The organism is Mesorhizobium sp. WSM4813 (genome assembly GCF_055811555.1).
In genome coordinates this window covers 1-26,735 of sequence record NZ_JBVVQU010000040.1, presented here as the reverse complement: position 1 = coordinate 26,735, position 26,735 = coordinate 1, and the positions used below count along the sequence as shown (strand labels likewise).

The 26,735-nt window shown below is 63.3% G+C and carries 22 protein-coding genes; 12 read left to right on the top strand and 10 right to left on the bottom strand.

The genetic code is table 11. The features are described from left to right. Window positions 1-9 precede the first annotated feature (9 nt). Window positions 10-2,112 (bottom strand): bifunctional rhamnulose-1-phosphate aldolase/short-chain dehydrogenase, encoded by a 2,103-nt coding sequence (locus tag AC0L25_RS21900; protein WP_473597425.1) that lies wholly within the window; start codon window positions 2,110-2,112, stop codon window positions 10-12. Between the two features lie 235 nt (window positions 2,113-2,347). On the opposite strand from AC0L25_RS21900, the gene AC0L25_RS21895 reads away from it, so the two are divergent. The 7 genes from AC0L25_RS21895 to AC0L25_RS21865 all read left to right on the top strand — a co-directional run bounded on the left by AC0L25_RS21895 (window position 2,348) and on the right by AC0L25_RS21865 (window position 9,715). After that, window positions 2,348-3,157, top strand: coding sequence for a DeoR/GlpR family DNA-binding transcription regulator (locus AC0L25_RS21895; protein ID WP_473597424.1), 810 nt, complete (start codon window positions 2,348-2,350; stop codon window positions 3,155-3,157). 47 nt (window positions 3,158-3,204) lie between these two features. Continuing rightward, window positions 3,205-4,200, top strand: a complete 996-nt coding sequence (rhaS, locus tag AC0L25_RS21890) for a rhamnose ABC transporter substrate-binding protein (protein ID WP_473597423.1) — start codon at window positions 3,205-3,207, stop codon at window positions 4,198-4,200. A gap of 302 nt (window positions 4,201-4,502) precedes the next feature. Continuing rightward, window positions 4,503-6,059 (top strand): sugar ABC transporter ATP-binding protein, encoded by a 1,557-nt coding sequence (locus AC0L25_RS21885; RefSeq protein ID WP_473597422.1) that lies wholly within the window; start codon window positions 4,503-4,505, stop codon window positions 6,057-6,059. Further along, complete coding sequence (locus tag AC0L25_RS21880) at window positions 6,056-7,033, top strand: ABC transporter permease (RefSeq protein WP_473597421.1); 978 nt, start codon at window positions 6,056-6,058, stop codon at window positions 7,031-7,033. The genes AC0L25_RS21885 and AC0L25_RS21880 overlap by 4 nt, the downstream gene beginning before the upstream one ends. Continuing rightward, window positions 7,030-8,031 carry an ABC transporter permease gene (locus tag AC0L25_RS21875; protein WP_473597420.1) on the top strand — a complete coding sequence of 334 codons (1,002 nt, stop codon included), beginning with the start codon at window positions 7,030-7,032 and terminating at the stop codon, window positions 8,029-8,031. Before AC0L25_RS21880 ends, AC0L25_RS21875 begins: the two co-directional genes overlap by 4 nt. Continuing rightward, window positions 8,031-8,348 carry an L-rhamnose mutarotase gene (gene rhaM / locus AC0L25_RS21870; RefSeq protein WP_473597419.1) on the top strand — a complete coding sequence of 106 codons (318 nt, stop codon included), beginning with the start codon at window positions 8,031-8,033 and terminating at the stop codon, window positions 8,346-8,348. Before AC0L25_RS21875 ends, rhaM begins: the two co-directional genes overlap by 1 nt. Then, window positions 8,345-9,715, top strand: a complete 1,371-nt coding sequence (locus tag AC0L25_RS21865) for an FGGY-family carbohydrate kinase (protein WP_473597418.1) — start codon at window positions 8,345-8,347, stop codon at window positions 9,713-9,715. The genes rhaM and AC0L25_RS21865 overlap by 4 nt, the downstream gene beginning before the upstream one ends. Here AC0L25_RS21865 and AC0L25_RS21860 read toward each other — a convergent pair whose 3' ends face one another. The 3 genes from AC0L25_RS21860 to galE all read right to left on the bottom strand — a co-directional run bounded on the left by AC0L25_RS21860 (window position 9,716) and on the right by galE (window position 13,887). Beyond that, window positions 9,716-11,542 carry an alanine racemase gene (locus AC0L25_RS21860; RefSeq protein ID WP_473597417.1) on the bottom strand — a complete coding sequence of 609 codons (1,827 nt, stop codon included), beginning with the start codon at window positions 11,540-11,542 and terminating at the stop codon, window positions 9,716-9,718. It abuts the gene before it with no gap. 3 nt (window positions 11,543-11,545) lie between these two features. Next, window positions 11,546-12,796 carry a D-amino acid dehydrogenase gene (locus tag AC0L25_RS21855; RefSeq protein WP_473597416.1) on the bottom strand — a complete coding sequence of 417 codons (1,251 nt, stop codon included), beginning with the start codon at window positions 12,794-12,796 and terminating at the stop codon, window positions 11,546-11,548. Between the two features lie 95 nt (window positions 12,797-12,891). Further along, window positions 12,892-13,887 (bottom strand): UDP-glucose 4-epimerase GalE, encoded by a 996-nt coding sequence (gene galE / locus AC0L25_RS21850; protein WP_473597415.1) that lies wholly within the window; start codon window positions 13,885-13,887, stop codon window positions 12,892-12,894. A 275-nt stretch (window positions 13,888-14,162) separates the two neighbouring features. Here galE and hemA point away from each other — a divergent pair, with 275 nt between their 5' ends. After that, entirely contained in the window at window positions 14,163-15,440 is a 1,278-nt protein-coding gene (hemA, locus tag AC0L25_RS21845) for a 5-aminolevulinate synthase (RefSeq protein WP_473597414.1), read from the top strand. A 31-nt stretch (window positions 15,441-15,471) separates the two neighbouring features. On the opposite strand, the gene AC0L25_RS21840 is transcribed toward hemA, so the two are convergent. After that, entirely contained in the window at window positions 15,472-16,638 is a 1,167-nt protein-coding gene (locus tag AC0L25_RS21840; protein WP_473597413.1) for a pyridoxal phosphate-dependent aminotransferase, read from the bottom strand. 111 nt (window positions 16,639-16,749) lie between these two features. Further along, window positions 16,750-17,172 carry a large conductance mechanosensitive channel protein MscL gene (gene mscL, locus AC0L25_RS21835; protein ID WP_473597412.1) on the bottom strand — a complete coding sequence of 141 codons (423 nt, stop codon included), beginning with the start codon at window positions 17,170-17,172 and terminating at the stop codon, window positions 16,750-16,752. 233 nt (window positions 17,173-17,405) lie between these two features. Between mscL and AC0L25_RS21830 the strand changes: the two genes are divergently transcribed. Next, window positions 17,406-20,915 carry a NahK/ErcS family hybrid sensor histidine kinase/response regulator gene (locus tag AC0L25_RS21830; RefSeq protein WP_473597411.1) on the top strand — a complete coding sequence of 1,170 codons (3,510 nt, stop codon included), beginning with the start codon at window positions 17,406-17,408 and terminating at the stop codon, window positions 20,913-20,915. Window positions 20,916-20,930: 15 nt separating this feature from the next. Here the strand turns inward: AC0L25_RS21830 and AC0L25_RS21825 are convergent, their stop codons facing one another. Continuing rightward, entirely contained in the window at window positions 20,931-21,590 is a 660-nt protein-coding gene (locus AC0L25_RS21825) for a response regulator transcription factor (RefSeq protein ID WP_473597410.1), read from the bottom strand. A 116-nt stretch (window positions 21,591-21,706) separates the two neighbouring features. Continuing rightward, window positions 21,707-22,144, bottom strand: a complete 438-nt coding sequence (locus tag AC0L25_RS21820) for a hypothetical protein (protein WP_473597409.1) — start codon at window positions 22,142-22,144, stop codon at window positions 21,707-21,709. Window positions 22,145-22,311: 167 nt separating this feature from the next. Here AC0L25_RS21820 and AC0L25_RS21815 point away from each other — a divergent pair, with 167 nt between their 5' ends. Together AC0L25_RS21815 and AC0L25_RS21810 are read left to right on the top strand one after the other, a co-directional pair. Beyond that, complete coding sequence (locus tag AC0L25_RS21815) at window positions 22,312-22,662, top strand: DUF952 domain-containing protein (RefSeq protein ID WP_473597408.1); 351 nt, start codon at window positions 22,312-22,314, stop codon at window positions 22,660-22,662. After that, complete coding sequence (locus AC0L25_RS21810) at window positions 22,659-23,735, top strand: quinone-dependent dihydroorotate dehydrogenase (RefSeq protein WP_473597407.1); 1,077 nt, start codon at window positions 22,659-22,661, stop codon at window positions 23,733-23,735. The genes AC0L25_RS21815 and AC0L25_RS21810 overlap by 4 nt, the downstream gene beginning before the upstream one ends. Before the next feature lie 12 nt (window positions 23,736-23,747). Here the strand turns inward: AC0L25_RS21810 and AC0L25_RS21805 are convergent, their stop codons facing one another. After that, window positions 23,748-25,100 (bottom strand): MATE family efflux transporter, encoded by a 1,353-nt coding sequence (locus tag AC0L25_RS21805; protein ID WP_473597406.1) that lies wholly within the window; start codon window positions 25,098-25,100, stop codon window positions 23,748-23,750. Window positions 25,101-25,212: 112 nt separating this feature from the next. Here AC0L25_RS21805 and AC0L25_RS21800 point away from each other — a divergent pair, with 112 nt between their 5' ends. After that, entirely contained in the window at window positions 25,213-26,115 is a 903-nt protein-coding gene (locus tag AC0L25_RS21800; protein WP_473597405.1) for a histone deacetylase family protein, read from the top strand. A 77-nt stretch (window positions 26,116-26,192) separates the two neighbouring features. On the opposite strand, the gene AC0L25_RS21795 is transcribed toward AC0L25_RS21800, so the two are convergent. Next, a complete protein-coding gene (locus AC0L25_RS21795; RefSeq protein ID WP_135933443.1) occupies window positions 26,193-26,456 on the bottom strand; it encodes a DUF6460 domain-containing protein in 264 nt (87 codons plus the stop codon). Between the last annotated feature and the right edge of the window lie 279 nt (window positions 26,457-26,735).

The window sequence follows — 26,735 nt, the reverse complement described above, 5'->3', positions numbered from 1 at the left end:
CGTCCCCGCTCAGCGCGTGAACGACTGGGCGTTGCCCGCGTCGACATTGACGATGTTGCCGGTCGACTTGGCCGACATGTCGGAGGCGAAGAAATAGATCGCCTCGGCGATGTCTTCGGGGAACACCGAACGCTTCAGCATCGAGCGCGAGCGGTAATGCTCCTCGAGATCATCGGTCGACATCTTGTAGGCGGCGGCGCGCTGTTCCTTCCACTCGCCGGTCCAGATCTTCGAGCCGCGCAGGACGGCGTCGGGATTGACGACATTGACTCTGATCTGCGCTTCCGCGCCTTCCAGCGCCAGGCAGCGCGCCAGGTGGATTTCGGCGGCCTTGGCCGTGCAATAGGCGGCGGCGTTGGGCGACGCGGCAAGCCCGTTCTTGGAGGCGACGAAGACGACGTTGCCGCCAATCCTTTGCGCGCGGAACAGCCGGAATGCTTCGCGCGAAACGAGGAAGTAGCCGGTCGACAAGATGTCCATGTTCTTGTTCCACAGCGCCAGCGTCGTCTCCTCGATCGGCGCCGAGGTTGCTAGGCCGGCATTGGACACCAGAATATCCATGCCGCCGAACTCGACAGCGGTCTCAGCGAAGCCGGAGATCACCTGGTCCTCAGCGGTGACATTGATGACCAGCGGCCGCACGAAATCCTTGCCATAGGCTTTGGCCAGCTCGTCATTGGCGCTGGCAAGAGCGGCCTCGTCGATGTCGGCCAGCACGACGCAGGCGCCTTCGCGCAGCAGCCGGTTGGCTGTCGCCCGGCCGATGCCGCCGGCGCCGCCGGTGACCAGCGCGATCTGACCGGCAAGAGCCTTCGGCTTCGGCAGGCGCTGCAGCTTTGCCTCCTCGAGCAGCCAGTACTCGATGTCGAAAGCTTCCTGCTCGGGCAGGCCGACATAGGTCGACACCGTCGAGGCGCCTCGCATGACATTGATGGCGTTGACGTAGAATTCGCCCGAGATGCGCGCCGTCGCCTTGTCGCCGGCGAAGGTGAACATGCCGACGCCGGGCATCAGATAGACCACGGCGTTCGGATCACGCACCGGTGGCGAATCCGCATGCTTGCACCTGTCATAATAGGCCTGATAGCCAACGCGATACTCCGCTACGTCGTTGGCGAGCCGGGCGATGACGGCATCGACGTCGGGGGCCTTGGGATCGAACTCGATGACCAGCGGCCGGATCTTGGTGCGCAGGAAATGGTCCGGGCAGGATGTGCCGAGTGCCGCCAGCGGGCGCAAATCCTTCGAATTGACGAATTCGAGCACGGCGGGCGAATCGTCGAAATGGCCAACCTTGTGGCTTTTCTCCGAAATCAGGCCGCGGATCCTCGGCATCAGCTTCGCCGCCACGGCGCGACGCGCCGGCGCGTCGAGCGATTTGACGACTTCGCCACCGAAGATCGGCTTGCCTTCAGACTGGCGCTCGAACCATTCGATCGCCTGATTGATCACCGAGATCGTCGTCTCGTAGCATTCCTGAGGCGTGTCGCCCCAGGTGAACAGGCCATGGCTTGCCAGCACGACGCCCTTGGCTTCAGGGTTCTCGACGCAGAATTTTTCCAGCCACAGGCCGAGCTCGAAGCCCGGACGCTTCCATGGCAGCCAGCCGATCGTCTCGCCGAAGATCTCCTTGGTCAGCGCCTTCGAATCCTTGGCGGCGGCAATCGCAATGATCGCATCGGGATGCATGTGGTCGACATGGGGCTTCGGCACGAAAGCGTGCAGCGGCGTGTCGATCGAGGCCGCGCGCGGATTGAGGTTGAAGGTGCAGTGAGGCAGATAGCCGACCATCTCGTCTTCATGCTCGAGGCCGCGATAGAGGCCCTTCAGCGCGCGCAGCTTGTCCATGTAGAGCGTGGCGAAGCCGTCTGTTCTAATCGAGGCGCTGTCGCCGCCCGAGCCCTTGACCCACAGCACTTCCACGCTCTCGCCGGTGAGCGGATCCTTTTGCCAGATCTTGGAAGAGGTGTTGCCGCCGCCATAGTTGGTGACGCGCTTGTCGGAGCCGAGAACATTCGAGCGATAGACGAGACGTTCCGGCTCGCTCATTGCTTGGGCTTTCGCCTCATCCCAAAGATTGGCAAGGCGCGTGCTGGAGCGCTTGTCGAGCATAGGTAAATCCTCCCGTGACGTGAGACGCGCAAACGGTGCGGTCAATGCCACCGCTTCGCGGGCCAGATGCCACCGCATAGCGGGTCAGCTTTGGTCGAATGTCAACGGAAGCGGCGACATTGTCAATCATAAACGATCAAGATTGATCATATTGCGCTGCACAATGGAAATATATGATCGGAAATGATTGACACTGCGCGTTTTGGGTGCCTAGATGCTGCGGCAGGGAGGAACCATGCACGAGAAAGAGCGCCACAGGATCATCTTGTCCGCCGTCCAGGAAAAGCCTGTGGTGACGGTGCAGGAGATGGTCGACCTGACGGACTCGTCCGAGGCGACGATCCGGCGTGACATTGCGGCGCTGCATGTGCAAAAGCGCCTGCGCCGCGTGCGTGGCGGCGCCGAAGCGATCACGCCACCGCAGTTCATCGGCCTGGCCGGCCGGCCCTTTTCTGTCAACGAGACGATGAACGCTTCGCAGAAGCGGGCGATCGCGCGGGAGGCCGTGGAACTCTGCAAGGACGGCGAGCCGATCATCATCAATGGCGGCACCACCACCTTCCAGATGGTGCATTTTCTGACCGGCCGCCGGATGCCGATCTTCACCAATTCCTTTCCGATCGCCGAGCACCTGCTCAAGCACTCCAAGAACACGGTGATGCTGTCGGGCGGCACCATCTACCGCGAGCAGAACATCATCCTGTCGCCCTTCGAGAATGACGTGACGCGCAATTTCTATGCGCGTCGCATGTTCATGGGCGCGCAAGGGCTCGGGCCACTCGGCTTGATGGAAGGCGATCCGCTGCTGATCCAGGCCGAGCAGAAACTGATCGATCAAGCCGACGAACTGGTGGTGCTGGTCGACTCGTCGAAATTCCGCAAACGCTCGAGCCTGATCCTGTGCGGCCTGTCGCGCATCGCCACCGTCATCACCGACGACGGCATCGAGGACCGCGAGGCCAAGATGTTGGAGGCCGCCGGTGTGACGCTGATCGTCGCCCGCACAACGCTTGGCAATAAGGAAGAATCTTCGCTGCAGGCCTGAGACGCCCGCAGCGGCGATGGAATGCAACGCTCAAGGGAGGATATTCGATGAGCTTTCTGAAGAAATTGATGGTTACGGCGGCGTTCTCCGCCGCCATGTTCGTGAATGCCGCCTATGCCGAGAACGTCAAGATCGCGCTGGTGGTCAAGTCGCTCGGCAACGGCTTCTTCGATGCCGCCAACAAGGGCGCCGAAGAGGCGGCCAAGGAACTCGGCGGCGTCGACATCATCTACACCGGCCCGACCAAGGCGACCGCCGAAGCCCAGATCGAAGTGATCAATTCGCTCATCGCCCAGAAGGTCGACGCCATCGCCATTTCGGCCAATGACGCCGATGCGCTGGTTCCGGCGCTGAAGAAGGCGATGGATCGTGGCATCACCGTCATCTCGTGGGATTCGGGCGTCGCTCCGGAAGGCCGCCAGCTCCACCTCAACCCCTCGGACACCAACCTGATCGGCGAGACCATCATCAAGCTTGCCGCCGACTACCTGCCGGAAGGCGGCGATGTCGCCATCCTGTCGGCTTCGTCGACCGCGACCAACCAGAACGCCTGGATCGACGCGGCCAAGAAGGTGCTGCCGGAGAAATTCCCGAAGATCAACCTCGTCGCCACCGTCTATGGCGACGACGACTCGGCCAAGAGCACCGACGAGGCCAAGGGTCTGCTGAAGTCCTATCCGAACCTCAAGGCGATCATCGCACCGACCACGGTCGGCGTCGTGGCCGCCGCCCAGGTGGTGACCGACCAGGGCCTGATCGGCAAGGTCAACGTCACCGGCCTGGCGCTGCCGTCGGAGTTCAAGAAGTTCATCGACAATGGCGCCAGCCAAGCGGTCGCGCTGTGGAACCCGATCGACCTCGGCTACTCGGCCGTCTACCTCGCCTATGACCTGGCGGTGAAGAAGGAAGAAGCCAAGCCGGGTGCGACGCTGTCGATCGGCCGCGTCGGCAAGGTCACGCTCGACGACACCAATTCGGCTGCGATGGCTCCGCCCTTCAAGTTCGACAAGTCGAATATCGAAGAGTTCTCCAAGATCTATTGATCCTGGAGCGCTTGCACCCTCCCCCTTGTGGGGAGGGCAATTGCATATGCCCCCTCACCCGGATTGCCAACCGAATTGCGAAGGGCAATTCGGGGCAATCCGACCTCTCCCCGAGGGGAGAGGAGGTCGCCAGCGTTGATGCAAGCACCTTCTCCCCAGCGGGGAGAAGGTGGCCCGAAGGGCCGGATGAGGGGGCCTCATATGCGACAGCCCTGCCCTTATGGGGGCGGCGAGACGGCTTCGCGAAGCGATGCAGGCGAGACGGGGTGGGGTGGCGACACCTCAATACACCAGGACCAAATATGCTAATAGACCCCCACCCCGCTCACTTCGTTCGCGACCCTCCCCACAAGGGGGAGGGTGAAGTGGCTCCGCGCCTGACCCTGTCCAGCATCTCGAAGAGTTTTCCCGGCGTGCGCGCGCTGCATGATGTCAGCCTGTCGCTCTATCCCGGCCAAGTGACCGCGCTGATCGGCGAGAACGGCGCCGGCAAGTCGACGCTGGTCAAGATCATGACCGGCATCTACCAGCCCGATGCGGGCGCCATCAGCATCGACGGCCAGGCCGTCACACTGCCCAGCGCGCATGCCGCCTTCGGGCACGGCATCACCGCCATCCACCAGGAAACCGTGCTGTTCGATGACTTGACGGTGGCCGAGAACATCTTTCTCGGCCATGCGCCGCGGTCGCGCTTCGGCACCATCGACTGGCGCACCATGCGCAGACAAGCCCGTGAAGTATTGAACACTATGGGTGCCGGCCACATCGACGCCGACGCGCGGCTGAAGGACCTCGGTATCGCCAACAAGCACCTCGTCGCAGTCGCCCGCGCCATGTCGATCGACGCCCAGATCGTCATCATGGACGAGCCGACCGCAGCGCTGTCGCTGAAGGAGATCGAGGAGCTCTTCCTGCTCATCGAATTCCTCAAGAGCGAAGGCAAGGCGATCCTGTTCATCAGCCACAAGTTCGACGAGATCTACCGCATCGCGGACCGCTATACGGTGTTCCGCGACGGCGAGATGGTCGGCGAAGGCCTGATTAGGGATGCCGGCCAGAGCCAGATCGTGCGCATGATGGTCGGCCGCGCCGTCGACCACATATTTCCGCAACGCAAGGCCGAGATCGGCGCGCCGGTGCTCACTGTCTCCGGCCTGTCGCATCCGACTGAGTTCGACGACATCGGCTTCGAGCTGCACAGAGGCGAAATCCTCGGCTTCTACGGCCTCGTCGGCGCCGGCCGCAGCGAGGTCATGCAGGCGATATCAGGCATCACCCGCACCAGCAGCGGCACGATCACGCTGGAAGGCAAGGCGATTACCCCAAAGTCGGCAGCGGATTCGATCGACGCCGGCATCGTCTACGTGCCGGAAGAACGCGGCAAGCAAGGCGTAGTGATCGGCCTGCCGATCTTCCAGAATATCTCGCTCCCCTCACTTAAGCGCACGTCCAAATCCGGTATGCTGCGGCTGGCGGAGGAGTTCGCGCTGGCCCGTTCCTACACCGAGCGGCTCGACCTGCGCGCCTCTTCGCTCAGCCAGGATGTCGGCACCCTGTCGGGCGGCAACCAGCAGAAGATCGTCATCGCCAAATGGCTGGCGACCGCGCCCAAGGTGATCATTCTCGACGAGCCGACGAAAGGCATCGACATCGGCTCGAAAGCCGCCGTGCACGGCTTCATGGCCGAGCTCGTCGCGCAAGGCCTGTCGGTGATCATGGTGTCGTCCGAACTGCCCGAGATCCTCGGCATGTCCGATCGCGTCGTCGTCATGCGGGAGGGCCGCATCGCTTCGGTCTATGACAACAAGGGGCTCGACGCCGAAACGCTGGTCAAGACGGCAGCGGGGATCGCAGCATGAAGGCTCTTCCTAGATATCGCGAAGTCTGGCTGCTCGCCGCCATCGTCGTGCTGATCGGACTGATCTCGATGCGCTTTCCGGGCTTTGCCGCCCCCGGCAATCTGCGCCAGGTATTCAACGACACCTCAATTCTGATGATCCTGGCGCTGGGTCAGATGGTGGTAATCCTGACCCGCTCGATCGACCTGTCGATGGCGTCCAATCTCTGCTTCACCGGCATGGTGGTGGCGATGCTGAACGCCGCGCATCCGGCAATCCCGATCCCGCTGCTGATCGTCGTCGCACTGCTGGTCGGCCTGGTGCTCGGCGCCATCAACGGCCTGCTGGTATGGCGGCTGAACATTCCCTCGATCGTGGTAACGCTCGGCACGCTCACCATCTATCGCGGCGCAACCTTCGTCATATCGGGCGGCGCCTGGGTCAATGCCGATCAGATGAGCCCTGATTTCATCGGCCTGCAGCGCGCGGCGTTTCTTGGCATCCCGCTCCTGTCGTGGATCGCCATACTGGTCATCGCTTTGTTCTTCCTGTTGATGACGCGCACCGCGCTCGGCCGCTCGATCTACGCCATCGGCGTCAACCCGACGGCGTCGGTCTATGCCGGCATCGATGTCGGCCGCACCAAATTCATCGTCTTTTGCATCTCGGGGATGACCGCCGGGCTTTGCGGTTATCTCTGGATCTCGCGCTACGTCATCGCCTCGGTCGAGGTCGCCAATGGCTACGAGCTCAACATCATCGCTGCCTGCGTCATCGGCGGCATCTCGATTGCTGGCGGCATCGGCTCGGTGGGCGGCGCGGTGCTCGGCGCGTTGTTCCTCGGCATCATCTCCAACGCGCTGCCGGTCATCAACATCTCGCCGTTCTGGCAGATGGCAATTTCGGGCAGCGCTATCATTCTTGCAGTGGTGCTCAACGCACGCGGCGAACGCCGGCAAGGCCGCATCATCCTCAAGAAGGCGGAAGCGGCATGACCGACACCCCTGCCCCACGCCACATTCCCGACCGGCTCGACAAGCCGTTCAGCTCGGCGATCTTCTCCTGGGAGGCGCTGCTGGTCGCGGTAGCGGTCGTCATCTTTGCCGTCAACAGCTTCGCCTCACCCTATTTCCTCGACGCGTGGTCGCTGTCGGACCTGACATTCAACTTCACCGAAAAGGCGCTGATCGCGCTCGCCATGGCCCTGCTGATCATTTCAGGCGAGATCGACCTCTCGGTCGCCGCCATCATTGCGCTGGCCTCGACGATGATGGGCATGGCGGTGCAGGCCGGCGCCGGGACGCCGGTGCTGGTGGTGATCGGCATCCTGGTCGGGCTCGGCTGCGGCGCCTTCAACGGGCTGCTCGTGACCAGGCTCGGTCTGCCGTCGATCGTCGTCACCATCGGCACGATGAGCCTGTTTCGCGGCATCGCCTTCATCGTCCTCGGCGACCAGGCCTACAAAGGCTATCCCCCGAGCTTCGCCTTCTTCGGCCAGGGCTATGTCTGGTGGGTGGTGTCGTTCGAACTGACGCTGTTCCTCGTCGCGGCCGTCATCTACTGGTTCGTGCTGCACCGGACGAGCTTCGGCCGCCGCGTCTTCGCCATCGGCAACAACCCGGTTGCAGCGCAGTTTTCCGGCGTGCGTGTCGACCGCATCAAATTCATCCTGTTCTGCCTGACCGGGCTGATGGCGGGCATCGCCTCAGTGCTGATCACCTCGCGGCTCGGCTCGACCCGGCCATCGATCGCGCAAGGCTACGAATTGGAAGTCATCACCATGGTGGTGCTCGGCGGCGTCAGCATCCTTGGCGGCGCCGGCAGCATAGTGGGCGTGGTCCTCGCCGCCTTTATCATGGGGCTGGTGACCTTCGGCCTCGGTCTGCTCAATGTGCCCGGCATCGTCATGTCGATCTTCATCGGCCTGCTGCTGATTATCGTCATCGCGCTGCCGATCGTCTGGCGGCGGGTGCGAAGGGAGCGCTTCACCTGATGCCCGAAAAATACGCGTTCAAGATGAAGCTCAATCCCGGCATGAAGGCCGAATACAAAAGGCGCCATGACGAGATCTGGCCGTCGCTGGTGGCGCTGTTGAAGCAGGCCGGCGTTTCCGACTATTCGATCCATCTCGACGAAGAGACCAACATACTGTTCGGCGTGCTGTGGCGCCGCGACGGCCACGGCATGGACGAATTGCCGAAGCATCCAGTGATGCAGCGCTGGTGGGCCGAGATGGCCGACATCATGGAGACCAAGCCTGATAACGAGCCGGTGGCGGTGCCGCTGGAAACAATGTTCCATATGGAATGACCCGCCACGTCGCCGTCATCGATATCGGCAAGACCAACGCCAAGGTGGCACTGGTCGATCTGGCCGATATGCGTGAAGTCGCGCTGCGCCGCATGGCGAACGCACCCGTCGCCGACGGTCCCTACCCACACCACGATGTCGAGCTTCTGTGGTCGTTCATCCTCGACAGCCTCGCCGGGATCAATCGCAAACAGCGCATCGACGCGATATCGATCACCACCCACGGCGCGACAGGCGTGCTGGTGGACGCTGCCGGTGAACTGGCGCTGCCGGTGCTCGACTATGAATTTACCGGACCGGATGCCGTTGCCGAGGGCTATGACGCGATCCGTCCGGCCTTCGCCGAGACGGGCACGCCGCGCCTGCCGGTCGGCCTCAATCTCGGCGCACAGCTGTTCTGGCAGCAGAATCGTTTCCCACTGGAGTTCGCCAAGGCCGCGGCGATCCTGATGTACCCGCAGTACTGGGCCTTGCGTTTGACCGATGTCGCTGCCAACGAAGTGACCTCGCTTGGCTGCCACACCGATCTGTGGAACCCGTGGAGAGCGGATTTTTCGTCGCTGGTCGACAAAATGGAATGGCGGCGCCTGATGGCGCCGGTGCGGCCGGCGAAGCATCGCCTCGGCCCGATTCTGCCCGCCCTTGCCAAGCTAGCCGGGCTCGACGCGCAAACGCCGGTGTTTTGCGGCCTGCATGATTCCAACGCCTCGCTGCTGCCGCATCTCCTGTCCGACAGACCGCCTTTCTCCATCGTCTCGACCGGCACCTGGGTGGTGTCGATGGCGGTCGGCGGCAACAAGATCGCGCTCGACCCGGCCCGCGACACGCTGGTCAACGTCAACGCGCTCGGCGATCCGGTTCCCTCAGCGCGTTTCATGGGCGGCCGCGAGTTTTCGCTGCTGACGGAAGGCCAATCGGGAGACTGGACCGAAGAGGACGTTGAGGCGGTGTTCACCAGGACGGCTCTGCTGCTACCGGCAACGCAACAAGGTTCGGGGCCGTTTCCCCATCACACCGCCGCATGGCTCAACGCCGACGGCATCAGCAACGGCCAGCGCTTTGCCGCCATCTCTTTCTACCTGGCGCTGATGACCGCGACCTGCCTCGATCTGATCGGCGCCGACGGTCCGACCATCGTCGAGGGCCCGTTCGCACGCAACCGGCTTTTCACGCAGACGCTGGCTGCGGCGACGGCACGTGCCGTCATTGCGTCCGAGGCCGCGACCGGCACCAGCATCGGCGCTGCCTTGCTGGCGTCGGACCAAGGAAAAATCCAAGGCAAAGGCGAAAGGATCGAACCGCCAGCCGACCCAGCCTGGACAAACTATGCGCGCTCATGGCGCGCGGCAGTCGATACGCGAGGCTGATCACAAAATCCGCTTGCCGAAAGCCGACATGACGAAGTTGACGGTGTCTGTCGCAATCCGCGGTTCCAAACCTGATGTCAGGCCGGAAACATCCATCGACAACAGCCCGCCGGACAAAGCGATGGCCTCCATCGCCTGATGCGTTTCGCGCACCGTGATGCCACCGGAGCCAGCCGCCCAGCCGGCGAATTCGGTCACATCAGGGGAATAGCTGACATGGAAGCCTTGCGTTCCGGAGGTGGCGATGCGGATCGCCTCGTGCATCAGGTCGCGCATGCCCATGGCATCGATGTCGGTCATGGTGAAGGCGGAGACGCGCGAATCCTTCAGCACCCGGGCCTCGGCCGGATCGGCATGGCGCAGCCCGACGATGACGACGTTTTCCGGCGACAGCTGTGGCTGCAGCGCGCCGGGCTTGTGATCGAGACCCAACGCCCGCGCCAGCACCGAGCGTTCCGGCAGATCGATGCCGTCCTCGTCTTCGGGCATAAGTGCGGCGATGGAATCGATCCAGATCAGGCCGAAGGAGTGTGTCGCCCGCGCGGTCGTCGTCAGCGCCTTGTGGGCGATGCGCCGGTCACTGCCGGCGGTGAGCCGGATCAGGCCGGATGGCGGCCGCTCGATATCGGCCAGTTCGACGACATCGAAATTCATCGCCTCCAGCCGGGCGCCGGTCGCCTCCCTAGCGAGGATGCCGGCGGCCGCCGGTTCGGCTGATATCGACACCATCTTGCGGCCGGAGAAATCCTCGACATCGTGCATTGGGGCCTTTTCGACATATTCCGAGGTCATCGCCAGCAGCATGGCGCCATAGCTCATGCGGAAGGCGACACGGTCGCCAACGGCGGGTGGCGGGTTGGCGTCGGTTACATCGAGGAGCAGATGATCGCTGGAGGCGCCGAGCACCCGCACGCCCTTAGCAATCGGCGTCAAACCTTCGATCAGGACGTCCTCGCGGCCGATATTGGCGATGGCACGCAACCTGTCGCCCTCATCGGGAAACACCGGCTGGTTGCCGAAAGCGTCGTAGCCGGATTGGCCGATCGGCCGCGACGGCTTCAGCTTGACCTCGATGATGTCGCTGGTCAGCCGGCAGGCATCGGGTTCGAGTTCGGCCCACGGCGTCTCGCGGAAGGTTTCAACGCCGCCCTGCAGGATTGCCTCGCCGACCCGCAGAATGTTGATGCCGGCGGGCAGCCTGCCTTCGAGCAGCAGCGTCAGCGACGATGACGCCCCGCCTGAGATCCAGTCCAGCCTTGCGCCGGACAGGCGCTCGGTCTTGTAGGCGTGGGCGACGAGCTGCCCGAGATTTTCCTCCGTCGGCATGATGGCGCCGAAGCAGCCAAGATTGGTGCCGATGCCGGCGATGCGAACGCCCTTGAGTGCCAGTATCTGCTCGACCGTCGGAATGAGGTCGTTCGGCCAGATGCCTTCCCTGAGGTCGCCAAGATCGATCATCAGCATGATATCGTGCACGCGGCTCATGCGCTCGGCGATGCGCGATATCTCGCGGATGGTGGCGAGCTCGGATTGCAGGCTGATGTCGACGGTGCGCACCACTTCTTCGACGCGCGCCATCGGCGGGCTGCGCAGCAGCATGATCGGCGCATTGATGCCGCTGTCGCGCAGCCGGCGGATGTTTTCGAAGCGCGATTCGGCGATGCCGGCGACGCCGCCACGGAGCATGGCGCGCGCCACCTGCGGCATGCCGCAAGTTCCCTTGGTGACGCCGAAAACCTTGATACCGGACAGGGCGCATCGATCGACGATCGTGCGTGCATTGCGCTCGATACGGCCAAGGTCGATGGCGACTTGCGGTCCTGACATGATCTAGCCCCTGTAGACCAGACCTTGCGGGTCGATCTCCGGCTTGCGGCCGGCGACCACATCGGCGAGGAATTTTCCGGAACCGCAGGCCATTGTCCAGCCGACATGGCCGTGGCCGGTATCGAGGTAGAGATTTTTGTAACGCGCCCTGCCGATGACCGGCACCGAGTTCGGCATCATCGGCCGCAAGCCGGCCCAGAGCTCGGCCTTGTTCTCGTCGAAGGCGCCCGGGAAAAGCTCCTTGCCGGTCCTGAACATGGCGGCGAAATCGCTCGGCTTATGGCTGCGGTCGAAGCCGGTGAACTCGGCGGTCGAAGCAAGCCGCAGCCGGTTGCCGAGCCGCGAATAAGCGATAAGCTGATCCTCGTCGGCACCGCCCATGGTCGGCCCCTTGCTCTCGTCCTCCAGCGGCACGGTCGCGGTATAGCCCTTCACGGGATAGACCGGCAGGTCGATGCCGTAGCGGCGGCCGAGCAGGCCGCTCTCCGGCCCCATCGAGATGACCACGGCATCGCCTATTACCGGGCCGGCCGAGGTCATCACCGCGCGCACCCGATCGCGTTCGATGTCGAGGCCCTCGACGGTCGTGCCATAGAGAAATTGGACGCCGAGTTTCTCGGCGGCATAGGCAGCGAGGTTTTGGGTGAATTGGCCGGAATCGCCGGTCTGGTCGATAGGCGAATAGACGCCGCCGGCTATTCTGTCCCTGGCTCCGGCAAGGCCGGGCTCGATCTCGACCAGCCGGTCGCGGCCGACGATCTCGATCGGCAGACCGTGCTCGGCCAAATAGCGGTAATTGTCGGTGCCGGCATCAAAACTCTGCTGCGAGCGGAAGAAATAGAGAATGCCCTTCTTGCGCTCGTCGTAGCGAATGCCGGTGTCGGCGCAGATGGCATTGATGCACTCGCGCGAATAGAGCGCCAGGCGCAGCTTGATGTCGGTGTTGGCGCGCAGGCGCGCGTGCGTGCACTGGCGCAGGAAGCGTAGGCTCCAGGCGAAGAAATAAGGATCGAAGCGCAGCCGCACCTTGATGCCGAGATCGTGGTTGTAAAGCGCGCGCAAAAACGTCTTCAGCGCAGCGGGCGAGGCCCAGGCGGTAGCGTCGCCGGGCGACACCAGTCCGGCATTCGATTGGCTGGTGCCGCGCGCCGCCATCGGATGGCGCTCGACCACGGTCACCTCATGGCCGTCGCTCGCCAGATAATAGGCGGCAGCCGTGCCGACCACACCGGCTCCGAGCACCAATATTCTCATGCCGCCCCCAAAGTCACACGCGGCCAAATGCGTCCACGCCGCGCAGCACCTTCAATAGCGCTTCTGCGTGGAGCTTTCGAGCCAAGAACTTGGTCTCAGCCGCGCGACGAATTCTTGCCGGTCAGAATGCGCTCCCACGCCAGCGCGTCGGCGACGATCAGGTCGAGGTCGTCGCGCTGTGGCGTCCAGCCGAGTTCGCGGCGCGCCAACTCCGAATTAGCGACCACCGCCGCGGCGTCGCCCGGACGGCGCTCGCCCATCCGCACCTCGAGATCGTGACCGAAGACGCGCCGCACGCTGTCGATCACCTCGAGCACCGAATAGCCGTGGCTGTAGCCGCAATTGGCGACGAGGCTTGTCCCGCCGGCGCGCAGCCGTTCCAGCGCCAGCCGATGCGCCGCCGCCAGATCGCTGACATGAATGTAGTCGCGCATGCAGGTACCGTCGGGTGTCGGATAGTCGGTGCCGAACACCTGCATGAACGGTCGCTTGCCGAGCGCCGTCTCGCAAGCGACCTTGATCAGATGCGTGGCGCCCGGGGTCGACTGGCCGGTGCGGCCCTTCGGATCGGCGCCGGCGACGTTGAAGTAGCGCAGCGCCGTATAACGCAAGCCATGGGCAATTGCGGCGTCGCGCAGCATCCATTCGCTCATCAGCTTGGACAGGCCGTAGGGCGATTCCGGTGCAAGGCGGGCATCCTCGCGCACCGGCTCCAGCCCGGCACCGCCATAGACGGCGGCGGTCGAGGAAAAGATGAAATTGGGCACGCCTTCGTGCACTGCGGTCTCGATCAGCGTGCGGGTCTTGCAGGTGTTGTTCTCGTAATAACCGAGCGGGTCGGCGACCGATTCGGGAACCACGATGGAGCCGGCGAAATGGATAATCGCATCGACCTTGTTGTCGCGGATGATCGAACCGACCAGCTCCTTGTCGGCGACATCGCCGACGACCAGCTTTGCCTCCGGCGCCACCGCCCACTCGAAGCCGGTCGAAAGCCGATCGAGGACGACGACGCTGTCGCCCGCGTCCAGCAGCTCCCAGACCATATGGCTGCCGATATAGCCGGCGCCGCCTGTCACCAAAACCGTCATCCGTGTCCTCGCTGCTCAAGATCTATCGAAACTGTCTCAACACCCGCCTTACTGGAAAGCCTGCCGCTAGGTCATTAGTACCATTCGTGCCTGCGGTAACCAGTCTCATCGGCGCGTGGCATCGTCCTGAAACAAAATTCATGCACATCAAGGGAATAGGCCATGATCCGTGGCCGTTAGGAACAGGCTTGGGGCGTGGCATTTTGACCAAAAAGGCCAAGTAGACGTCGAATAGGGCAATGATTATGATCCCACGCAAAAATTGGGAAGCCGAAATGAACTATCAGCGGTTCTTCGAAGACGCGATCGACCAGCTCCACGCAGAGCGTCGCTATCGCATCTTCGCCGACCTCGAGCGCATCGTGGGGAAATTCCCCCGCGCCATCTGGCGCGCCAACGGCCGCGCCCAGGAAATCACCGTCTGGTGCTCCAACGACTATCTCGGCATGGGCCAGCATCCAGACGTCATCGCCGCGATGCAGAACGCCGCCGGCAAGATGGGATCCGGCGCCGGTGGCACCCGCAACATCTCCGGGACCAGCAATCCGCTGGTCGAGCTCGAACTGGAAGTGGCCGACCTGCACGAGAAGGAGGCCGCCCTCGTCTTCACCTCCGGCTTCGTCTCCAACGAAGCCTCGATCTCGACCATTGCACGGCTTCTGCCCAACTGCCTGATCGTTTCGGACGAGTTGAACCACGCCTCGATGATCGAGGGCGTGCGGCGTTCGGGCGCCGAGAAGAAGATCTTCCGCCACAACGACGTTGCGCATCTCGAAAGCCTGCTGCAGTCGGCAGGCCGCGAACGCGCCAAGCTGATCGTCTTCGAGAGCGTCTATTCGATGGACGGCGACATCGCGCCGATCAAGCAGATCGTCGATCTTGCCGAGCGCTACAACGCCATGACCTATATCGATGAGGTCCATGCCGTCGGCATGTACGGACGGCGCGGCGGCGGCATCACCGAGCGCGAAGGGCTGGCCGACCGTATCGACATCATCGAAGGCACGCTGGCCAAGGCGTTCGGCACGCTCGGCGGCTATATCACCGGCACAAGTGCCGTGATCGACGCCGTGCGCTCCTATGCGCCGGGTTTTATCTTCACCACCGCGCTGCCGCCGGCCATTGCCGCCGCGGCGACCACCTCGATCCGCCATCTGAAGCGCTCACAGGCCGAACGCGACGCGCAGCAGCGGCAGGCGTCGCGGACCAAGCAGGTTCTTACCGCCGCCGGCCTGCCGGTGATGGACTCCGCTACCCACATCGTGCCGCTGCTCGTCGGCGATCCCGAGCTCTGCAAGATGGCCAGCGACCGCCTGCTCGGCATCCACGGCATCTATATCCAGCCGATTAACTACCCGACCGTGCCGCGCGGCACCGAACGGCTGCGCATCACGCCGACGCCATTCCATTCGGATCAATTGATCGCGGAACTTCAGGATGCGCTGGTCGAGACCTGGGATGCTTTGGGTATCTCGTACGGTTCGGCGGGCCGGCCGGCCGTGAGGGAAAGCGATCGCGTCATTCCGCTGCTGGTGCCGAAGTCCGGCGGCTGAAGCCCGAGTTTCAACTGGGGCTTCAGGCAGCTCACACGCTCGTCATCCACTTCGCCAGCCGGTGTGCGGCTCCCTCGAGCTGGTCGAGGCGGCGGTGGAAGCATAGCCTGAGGAAGGCTTCGCCGCCGGGACCAAATGCGGTTCCGGGCGCCAGGCCGACATTGGCGCGGTCGACGATGTCGAAGGCGGCGGCGCGTGAATCGGTGATGCCGTCGACCGCGAAGAACAGATAAAACGCGCCCTGCGGCACGGCAAAGCGAGCCCTGCCGGTCGCAGCCAGAATGCCGCAGACCAGGTCACGCGCCGCCCTCGCCCGCTCCACCTGCTCGGCGATGAAGGCATCGCCTTCGTCGAGGGCGACGACCGCGCCGCGCTGCATGAACTGGGCAACGCCGGAGGTCGAATACTGAACCAGGTTCTCGAACACCTGCTGCAGCGAGGGATGGGTCTTGATCCAGCCGACCCGCCAGCCGGTCATCGCCCAGTTCTTGGAAAAACTGTTGACGAACAGAATGCGATCCTCATCGGCCATGATGTCGATGAAGGACGGCGCGCGACTATCGCCGTAGTGGAACAGCGAATAGATCTCGTCGGCGATGATCCACAGGCCCCTTTCGCGGGCGAGGTCGAGGATCGCCTGCAGCGTCTCCCTGTCGGCGGTCCAGCCGGTCGGGTTGGACGGCGTGTTGACGAACAGCGCCTTTGTCCTTGGCGTGATCGCCGCCTCGATCTTGCCGACGTCGCAGGACCAGCCATTGCCGGACTGATCGAGCGTGACAGCGACCGGAATAGCGCCCGCCAGGCAGGCGGCAGCGGCGAAGTTGGGCCAGGCCGGCGACAGATAGACGACCTCGTCGCCGTTGCCGGCGACGGCGTCGAGCGCCAGCTGGATGGCATGCATGCCCGAGCCGGTGACAATGAATTCTTCCTCGACGAAACTCTTGCCGAAATGCCTGATGTAATAGCGGGCGAGCGCCTGCCTCAGGTCGGGGATGCCTTTCTGCCAGGTATAGAAGGTCTCGCCGCCGGCCAGCGCCTGGGCAGCGGTATCGGTGATGAAGGCGGGTGTCGGCAGATCGCCCTCGCCGGCCCAAAGCGGGATCATGCCGTCGCGGTCGCGGCCGCGGTTCATGACGGCGACAATGCCGCTTTCCGGCGCGGCCCGGGCCTCGGCGCGCAAATTCTCGATCAAGGTCATGGATAAATCCGTTTTCGTCTTCTGGACTGCTAGCGTGTTTTACGACAGGCGAGAATAGAAAACCCCGGCCGAAATCGACCGGGGTTTTGGTCCAGGGAAACTGTCTTCGGACTATTTCCTGGCGAGGAGATCGCGAATTTCGGTGAGCAGCGCAACGTCGGCCGGCGGCGGAGCGGCAGGCGCGGCTGGCTTCTCACGCTCCAGTCGCTTGCGCAGATTGTTCACGGCCTTGACCATCAGGAAGATAATGAAGGCGAGGATGATGAAGTTCAGCGCGACGGTGATGAAACTGCCATAGGCGAAGACTGCGCCCTGTTTCTTGGCGTCGGCCAGCGATGTGGCGTTGACGGCTGAGGACAAAGGCAGGAAATAGTTGTTGAAGTCGAGTCCGCCGAAAATCGCCCCGATTATTGGCATGATAATCTCATTGACCAGCGAATCGACGATCTTGCCGAAGGCAGCGCCGATGATGACCGCGACGGCCAAGTCCATGACATTGCCCCGGGAAATGAATTCCTGGAATTCTTTCAGCATTCGACCCTCCTTGTCCTGGCGGCCAGGCCGCCGCCTCTGCACGCTTCGTTCGCCAAGCGGCACAATAGCAAAAAACCTGCGGTTGCAGCATTGGCAAAAGACGGTTTCAACCGGCCAAAATTTCTCCGAAGCCGAGTCATCCTGCGCCGAAAGCCGCGATGGACTTGATCGCCAAGCTGTGATTGCGTCTCAGCAGGCCGGATGCAAAACCGGCAAGGAAGGATTTTCGGGCCGTGCAGGGCTGGTTCATCGTCATCATCGCGATCGCCTATGTGACGTTGCTGTTCGTCATCGCCAGCCTCGGCGACCGGCGTTCAACGACATCCGGGCCTGACCGGGCCCGGCCCTTCATCTATGCGCTCAGCCTGGCGATCTACTGCACCTCCTGGACGTTCTTCGGTTCGGTCGGCCTTTCCTCCGAGCGCGGCCTCGAATTCCTCGGCATCTATATCGGCCCGGTTCTGGTGTTCGTGTTCGGCTTTCCGCTGCTTCGGCGCATCGTCAGGCTGGCCAAGACAGAGAAGATCACTTCGATCGCCGACTTCCTCGGCGCCCGCTACGGCAAGAGTTTTGCCGTTGCAGCGATCGCCACGCTGATCGCGACGATCGGCGCGGTACCTTACATGGCGCTGCAGTTGAAGGCGATTTCCGGTTCTGTCAGCCTGATGGTCGAGCATTACACCGGCTCGCCACCTTCGTTCGATCCCTTCGTCAGCGACATCTCGCTGGTCGTCGCCATGCTGCTTGCGCTGTTTGCGGTTTTGTTCGGCACGCGCCATGCCGACGCCACCGAACACCAGGATGGGCTGGTGCTGGCGGTAGCGGTCGAAACCGTGGTCAAGCTCGCCGCCTTCCTGGCGATCGGCCTGATGGTGACGTTCCTGATCTTCGGCGGCCCGGGCGATATGGTCGACAAGCTCGCCGAGAATACGCAAGTGCAGCAGGCGATGGGCTACAGTACATCGCTCGCCACATGGCTAGTGCTGACATGTTTGAGCGGTTTCGCCATCATCATGCTGCCGCGCCAGTTCTACGTCACCATCGTCGAGAACCGCAGCGAGGCCGAACTGCGCACCGCGACATGGGTGTTTCCGCTCTATCTGGTGGCGATCAACCTTTTTGTGCTGCCGATCGCGCTCGCCGGTTTGGCGCTGGTCGGCACCAGAACCAGCAGCGACCTCTATGTCCTGTCGCTGCCGCTGCTCAGCGGTCACGATGTGTTGGCCATGGCCGCTTTCATCGGCGGCCTGTCGGCGGCGACCGCGATGGTGATCGTCGAAAGCGTCGCGCTGTCGATCATGATCTCCAACGACCTCGTCATTCCGCTGTTTGTGCGTCGCCTTCTCAAGACCACGACATCCGAGAACGACGACTGGTCAGCGCTCATCCTCAACGTGCGACGTGCGGCGATCTTCATCATGCTGTTCATCGCCTTCCTCTACTATCGCGAGAGCACCGACAGCGCGCGGCTCTCCTCTATCGGCCTGATGTCCTTCGCCGCCATCGCGCAGTTCGCGCCGGCCTTGATCGGTGGACTGATCTGGCGCGGCGCCAACGGCAGGGGGGCGGCACTCGGCATGGTCGCCGGCATCGTTGTCTGGAGCTATACGCTGCTGCTTCCTTCGCTCGCCGCGTCCGATACCGGCATCGTCGTCCACGGCCTGTTCGGTTTCGAAGCATTGCGGCCGCAAGCGCTGTTCGGCACCGTCGCCGAGCCGCTGAACCACGGTGTCCTGTGGAGCCTGTCGGTCAACACGCTGTTCTTCGTGTTAGGCTCGCTGTCGCGCGCGTCGGTACCGCTGGAGCGCATCCAGGCGTCGATTTTCGTGCCGCGCGAGGCGAGCCCGATGCCGAGCCTCCGCCGGTTCCGCACCACCGTTACCGTCAACGACCTGAAGGACACCATCGCGCGCTACCTCGGCGTCGAACGCACCGAACGGTCCTTTCAGTCGTTCGAAAAGAGCAACGGCGCTTCGCTGCACGGCAACGAGCAGGCCAGCATGGACGTCATCCGCTTCTCCGAGCAGCTTCTGGCAAGTGCCGTCGGCTCCTCCTCAGCGCGGCTGATCCTGTCGCTGCTGCTGCGCCGCAACGATCGCGAATCCAAGGACGCCTTCCGCCTGCTCGACGACGCCACCGAGGCGCTGCAGCACAACCGCGACCTGCTGCAGATCGCGCTCGACCAGATGGAACAGGGCATCACCGTCTTCGACAGGGATTTCCGGCTGATCTGCTGGAACCGCCAATATCGGGCGCTGTTCGACCTGCCCGACGAGATGGGGCAGGTCGGCGTCTCGCTCGACGGCATCTTGCGCCATTTGGCCGATCGTGGCGACATTCCGGCCGACCAGCGGGTGGTGATGCTCAACCGCCTCACCAGCTTCGTCAGCCCCTGGCAGATGGAGCTGAAGACCAGCGGCCGCATCCTGGAATTGCGCTCCAACCCGATGCCGGACGGCGGCATCGTCGCCACCTATGCCGACATTTCCGGACGCGTCGAGCAGGACCTGGCGCTGAAGCGCGCCAATGAAACGCTCGAACAGCGCGTCAAGAACCGCACCGTCGAACTGACGCGCGTCAACGAGGAACTAGCCCAGGCGCAGATGCTGGCGGAGGAGGCCAATCTCGGCAAGACGCGCTTCCTCGCTGCCGCCGGCCATGACATCCTGCAACCGCTGAACGCTGCTCGTCTCTATTGCTCATCGCTGATCGAAAAGGCCGGCAAGGGACCTGCGGGCAAGGCTGCGACCAACATCGAATCCGCGCTGGAATCGGTCGAGACTATTCTCGGTGCGGTGCTCGACATTTCCCGTCTTGATGCCGGCGCGATGAAACCGGACGATACGGCCTTCAGCCTGGACGAAATGCTGCGCCAGATCGGCAACGACTTTCAGCCCCTTGCCGCCGAGAAGAAACTCAGCCTGACGATCATGTCATCGTCGCTCAGCGTGACCACTGACCGCAATCTGTTGCGCCGCCTGATCCAAAATCTCGTATCCAATGCCATCAAATACACCAGGCATGGCCGCATCTTGGTCGGCGTGCGGCGTCGCGGCGAACTGGCCGAGATCCAGGTGATCGATACCGGCATCGGCATTGCCGCCGACAAGCTGAACACGGTCTTTCACGAATTCACCCGGCTCGACGAGGGTGCGCGCGAAGCTGACGGCCTTGGGCTCGGCCTTTCCATCGTCGATCGCATCGCTCGCGTCTTGCGCCTCGAAATCCGGATCTTTTCAAGCCCGGGCAAGGGCACGCGCTTTTCCGTCATCCTGCCGGTAGCGGCAGTGCAGCAGCCGCGGCGCGAGGTCGAGGCGAAGACGCCGGTCCGCACTGCTGCTTCGCTTGCCGGGCTCCGCGTGCTCTGTATCGACAACGACGCCCGCATCCTCGACGGGATGCGACTGTTACTCGAAGGCTGGGGTTGCAGCGTCGACACGCTTGCCGGATCGGGGGATATCGAGCGTTCCGGCATGCGACGACCCGACATCGTGCTTGCCGACTACCATCTCGACGGCGAGACCGGCCTTGATGCGATCGCCAAACTGCGCACGATCCACGGCCAGGACATGCCGGCCGTGCTGGTCACCGCCGACCGCTCGAGCGAGGTGCGCGCCAGCGCCGGCAGGCTCGACGTGCCGGTGATCAACAAGCCGCTCAAACCAGCGGTGCTGCGCTCGATGATGGCCAGGGTCAGGCCGTTAGCATCGGCGGCCGAGTTGCGGTCAAAATCTTCCTGTTGACCCGGAGCCAAAGGTTCAGCTGGCTGCCGGCAGCGGGTCGCTGCCGATCTTGGACAGCAGGATCACCGCCTGGGTGCGGCTGTCGACACCAAGCTTCTGCAAAATGGCCGAGACATGCGCCTTGATCGTCGCTTCGGAGACACCGAGTTCGTAGGCGATCTGCTTGTTGAGCAGCCCTTCGCCCAGCATACCGAGCACACGCGTCTGCTGCGGCGTCAGTGTCTGCAGCCGCTTGATCAGATCGGATATCTCGGGATCGCGCTCGACGCCGAGATCGATGCCGGTGGGCGCGGCGATATCGCCGGCAAGCACCGACTGCACAGCGCTGCGGATCTCCTCCATGCTGGCCGATTTGGAGATGAAACCCGAAGCGCCGAGATCGAGCGCGCGCCGGATGGTCACCGGGTCGTCATGCGCCGACACCACCACCAGCGGCACCGTCGGATGGATGCCGCGCAGCGAGATCAGACCGGAAAGGCCGCTCGCGCCCGGCATGGACAGGTCGAGCAGCACCAGATCGACGTCCTCATTGGCCACGACCAGCGCCTTGGCGCTTTCGAAATCGCCGGCCTCGTGAATGCCGGCGACGTTGCCGATGCCGGCAAGCGCCTCTCTCAGCGCGCCGCGAAAAAGCGGGTGGTCGTCGGCGATGACGAAAGTGTAGCCTGACGGCACATGGCCCTCCCCAAATCCCATTATCTTACGGGATCAGTCGAACGATTATGCGGCGATACCAGCCGTTTTCAAGCGGCAAAGGCTATGCGCCGGGGTTTCCCCCGGGTGAATGGTGCTCAGGTTTTTTGTGAATTGGGCTTGGCGCCATCCTCGCCGCTGTCCTTTTCCATGTCCTTGACGATACCCATGAAGCTGCGCAGGAAGCGCTCCATGTAGCTCATCGTCTTGTTGAAATCCTCCTCGCTGGGCAATGTCGACTCAAAGCGGGCGGCAAGTGAGTTCTCGAGCTTGACGACCCGCTGGTCGAGCGCGTTCACCGAATTTTGCAGCCGGTCGATCTCGTCCTGGAAGGCGGCGCGTTCATCGGCCGCCATCTTGCAGACGAGCTGGCCGGTACGCTCCTCACAGATCGACATCGCACCGGTCTGCGTGTCCATGCGGACATAGCCGTTGGCCGACTTTTCCAGCCGGTAGCGGTCTGCTTCCTCGGAAAAGGCCGATGCAGCGACGAGCGAGACGAACGCTGCGGGGATTAAGACGTGCTGCGGACGCATATTGTCCTCCATAGGCCAGTGAGCGCAATTTATCGCATGTTTGCGCCGGAAATGGGGAAGAATCCTGGCCTTTATCTTGACGCAGGTTTTGTCGGAAAACCGTGTGACACTTTTCCGGAACCTGCTTGCCTCTTCCCCGTACGGTTGGTTCGGACTATAGCGCAACCATGTCTCAGATTATCTACAAGATAGTACCTGAACCGTTGTGGCGCGAGGCCGAAAGAGATGGCCGCTTCACCGGCGCGCCGATCGACGTCGCCGACGGCTTCATCCATTTTTCCACCGCCGACCAAGCCGAGGAAACGGCGGCAAAACACTTTGCCGGCCAGACCGGGCTGCTGCTCGTCGCCGTCGATGGAGCCAGACTCGGTAATGCGCTGAAATACGAGGTCTCGCGCGGCGGCGCGCTGTTCCCGCATCTTTACGGCCCGCTCGATCTCAAGGCTGTCGTCTGGGTCCAACCGTTGCCGCTCGGCACCGATGGCCTGCACCAATTCCCGACGTTGGAGGCCGAATGAGCGTGCTCGACCGGCTCGGCCAGAGGTTCCTGTTCGCATTCGATCCGGAAGCCGCCCACGGCCTGTCGATCGCCGCACTGAAATGCGGGCTGCCGATAGCCGGGAAACCCGTGCGCGACGACAGGCTGAAAGTCAGCGTCTGCGGCATCGATTTCCCCAATCCGCTCGGCATGGCTGCCGGCTACGACAAGAATGCCGAGGTTCCCGATGCGCTGCTTGGCCTCGGCTTCGGCTTTGCCGAGATCGGCACGATCACGCCGCTGCCGCAGGCCGGCAACCCGAAGCCGCGTATCTTTCGGCTGACATCGGACGAAGCGGTGATCAACCGGCTTGGCTTCAACAATGAGGGTCACGAGGCCGCCGAAGAACGGCTTGCCGCCCGCAAGGGCCGCGCCGGCATCGTCGGCGTCAATATCGGTGCCAACAAGAACAGCACCGACCGCGTCAGTGACTATGAACGCGGTGTTGTCAGGTTTGCGCCATACGCCAACTATCTGACGGTCAACATCTCCTCGCCGAACACGCCGGGTCTGCGCAACATGCAGGCCCGTGAACAGCTTGGCGAGCTCCTATCGCGCGTCATGGTCGCCCGTACGGCAGCGGCAGCGCAGCCGCCCGTCTTCCTCAAGATCGCGCCGGATCTAGTCGAGGCCGAACTGGAGGATATCGCCGCCGAGGTCACCGAGAAGGCAATAGACGGTGTCATCGTCTCCAACACCACCATCGCGCGGCCGGGGCTGCGCAGCGCCGGTCTTGCCGGCGAGACCGGCGGGCTTTCGGGAAAACCGTTGTTCGAGCGTTCGACCATCGCGCTGGCAAAGATGCGGAAACTGCTTGGCCCGGACCGCGCCATCATCGGCGTTGGCGGCGTCGATTCTGCTGATACGGCACTGGAAAAGATCCGCGCCGGCGCCGATCTCGTCCAGCTCTACACCGGCATGATCTACGCCGGCCCTACGCTGCCGGGCCGCATTCTTGCCGGGATGGTCCGGTTCGCGGACAAGCAACGGCTCAAGTCGCTGCGCGAGTTGCGCGATAGCAGCCTCAATCAATGGGCGTCCAAGCCGCTCTAACCCGAAGTCGCTCTAAAACGCCGTCCGCATCCGCACGCGCAAAATGGCAAGCAGGCTGAAGCCGCGCACCAGCAGGAAGACGTGCAGCGCCGCCCACAGGCCGTGATTGCCAAAGGCCGGCGCCAAGATGAGCAAGGCCGCGCTAAAGACAAGGAACGACAAGAGCATCATGTTGCGCATGTCGCGCGACCAGGTCGCGCCAATGAAGACGCCATCCATCTGAAACGCCAGCACGCCGCTGAGCGCGGTGAACGCCGCCCAGGGCAAATAGATGTCGGCAACGGCGCGAACGTCTTCCGAGGTCGTGATCAGCGCGACCAGATCAGTACCGCCCAGCAAAAGGACAAGCGTCGCCGTGGCCGCCAGCCCTAAGCCCCAGAACAGGGTCAGCCGCACCGCCTGCCGGAATTGCATCCCGGCACGCGCGCCCACGGCACGCCCGGCGAGCTGTTCGGCCGCCGTGGCGAACCCGTCGAGGAAATAGCCGGCGATGAGGAAGAAGTTCATCAGCACCGCGTTGGCGGCCAACGTCACCGTGCCGAATTGTGCGCCCTGGCGGGTGAACAGCGCGAAAGCGGCGAGCAGCGAAAACGACCGGATCATGATGTCACGGTTGAGCGACATCATGCGCAGGAATGCCGACAGGTCGAGGATGCGATGGCGCGGCAGCCGGGGCGCTGCCCAGAAACGCCGGCCGATGATCGCCAGGCCGAGCAGCATGGCGACGAATTCACCGGTGACGGTCGCCCAGGCGACGCCGGCGACGCCCCAGCCGAGCTCCAGCCCCAGCAGGATGCAGAGCGCAATGTTGATGCCGTTCAGCACCAATTGCAGCATCAGTCCCAGCCCGCCCTCGCCGCGCCCCAGCACATAGCCGAGGATGGCGTAGTTGATCAGCGAGAACGGTGCGGCGAGCAATCTGATGCGGATATAGACGGCCATCGCCTCGCTGACGCGCGGCTCAGCATCCATAAACCATTGTCCGGCGATGGCGACCAGTGGCGCAAGTGCGGCAAACACAATGCCGGCGACGACCGCGATCAGCACGGCACGCCAGAACACCGCCTGTTCCTCCAGTTCGTCGCCGCGTCCGAGAGCCTGGGCGACGAGACCGGTGGTGCCGGAGCGCAGGAAATTGAAGGAGGTGAAGACGACGTCGAAGACCAAGGCGCCCGCCGCCAGACCACCGAGAAGGGCAGCGTCGCCCAACTGCCCGACCACGGCCGTGTCGACGATGCCGAGCAGCGGCGTCGTCAGATAGGCAAGCGTCATCGGCACCGCGATGGCGAGCACCGAGCGGTTGGTGACGACGAAAGACCGGCCGTTGGCCGCTGCTGACACCTGATCCAGGACCCGATTCCCCATCGTGGCTTGATCGAACGGCCGATGTGGCCCAGTTTCCGGACGCCGCGCAACCACTCATCCCGCCACGGCCAACCGAAACCCGCCTCTGGCGCACCCGCCGTAAACCACCCAAATGCCCCTGCAGATCGTTCATCATCCCGACTACGACGCCGGCTTCGCCGTCAACCATCGCTTCCCCATGAGCAAATACAAGCTGCTGATGGAAGCCTTGGGCGCGCGCGGCCTGACCGGTCACGCCGCTCTCAACGTGCCCGAACCGGCGCCGGCATCATGGCTGAAGCTTGCCCATGCCGCCGGTTATGTCGATCAGGTGCTGGCCTGCGAAGTGCCTGAAAAAATCGAGCGCGAGATCGGCTTTCCGGTGGGCCCGCGCGTCTCGCTCAGGGCGCAGCTCGCAACGGGCGGCACCGTGCTGGCAGCGCGGCTGGCGTTGCTGAACGGCATCGCCTGCAATACCGCCGGCGGCAGCCATCATGCGCGGCGCGCGCAAGGCGCCGGCTTCTGCACCTTCAACGATGTTGCCGTGGCTTCACTGGTGCTGCTTGCCGAAGCTGCCGTAGGCAACATCCTGATCGTCGATCTCGACGTGCATCAGGGCGACGGCACGGCGGACATTGTTGGCGAGGAGCGGCGCGTGTTCACCTTTTCCATGCATGGCGACCGCAACTATCCGACGCGAAAGATCGCTTCCGACCTCGACATCGCTCTGCCCGATGGCACCGGCGATGCGGCCTATCTCGAAAGATTGGGCGGCGTCCTGCCGGAACTCACCGCCAAGGCGCGGTGGGACATCGTTTTCTACAATGCCGGGGTTGACGTTCATGCCGAGGACCGGCTTGGCAGGTTGTCGTTGTCGAACGAGGGGATGCGCGCCCGCGACGACATGGTGATCCGCCATTTCCGCGCGCTCGGCATCCCGGTCTGCGGCGTTATCGGCGGCGGCTATTCGACTGATGTGGCGGCCCTCGCCGCGCGCCATTCCATCCTGTTCGAAGTGGCGTCAGGCTTCGCCTGACGGCCTTCTAGGATTTCCCTGCCAAACCACAGGTCAGCGGAGCTTTGCTACACTGACCTTCGGCTCGGGGTCATGCTCTATTTCCGATAGTTGGCGATCCTGAGCAGGATGAAGGCCGGAATGACGATCGCCGCGCCCAGCAGGATATAGCCGAGAAAACGGTCAATGGCGCGGAAGCCCAGATTCCAGAGATCGACGAAGAAATTCCGGATACCGTAGAGCACATCCATCGGCGACCAGCCGAATGCGTTCATGACAAGGCCGACGAGGAACGATACCACCAGCAGCTTCAGGAACACCCGGAGCGGCGAATCGCCGAGAAAGCGCGTCAGTGCGGACAAGGGATGTCTCCAGATTCGGTTGCCCGATTCGGGCACAGGTCCAGAAATACGCACTTGCCGCGCTGGCATCAAGGCGGGTCGCCGACTCCCAGCTGCTCCGGATGGCGGGTTGTCCGGATTGTCTGCTGGCCAACTATGTTGCAACGCCGGCGTCCTTGCCACGACGGAGTAACAGTCGGATAGCTGGCAAGGCACGAGTGCACGCAGGGCTCCGAATCCAGGTTAACGGCGTAGGTCGCCGAGGATTGCGGCGAGGTAGTCGGTGCTCCAGCCTGCCTT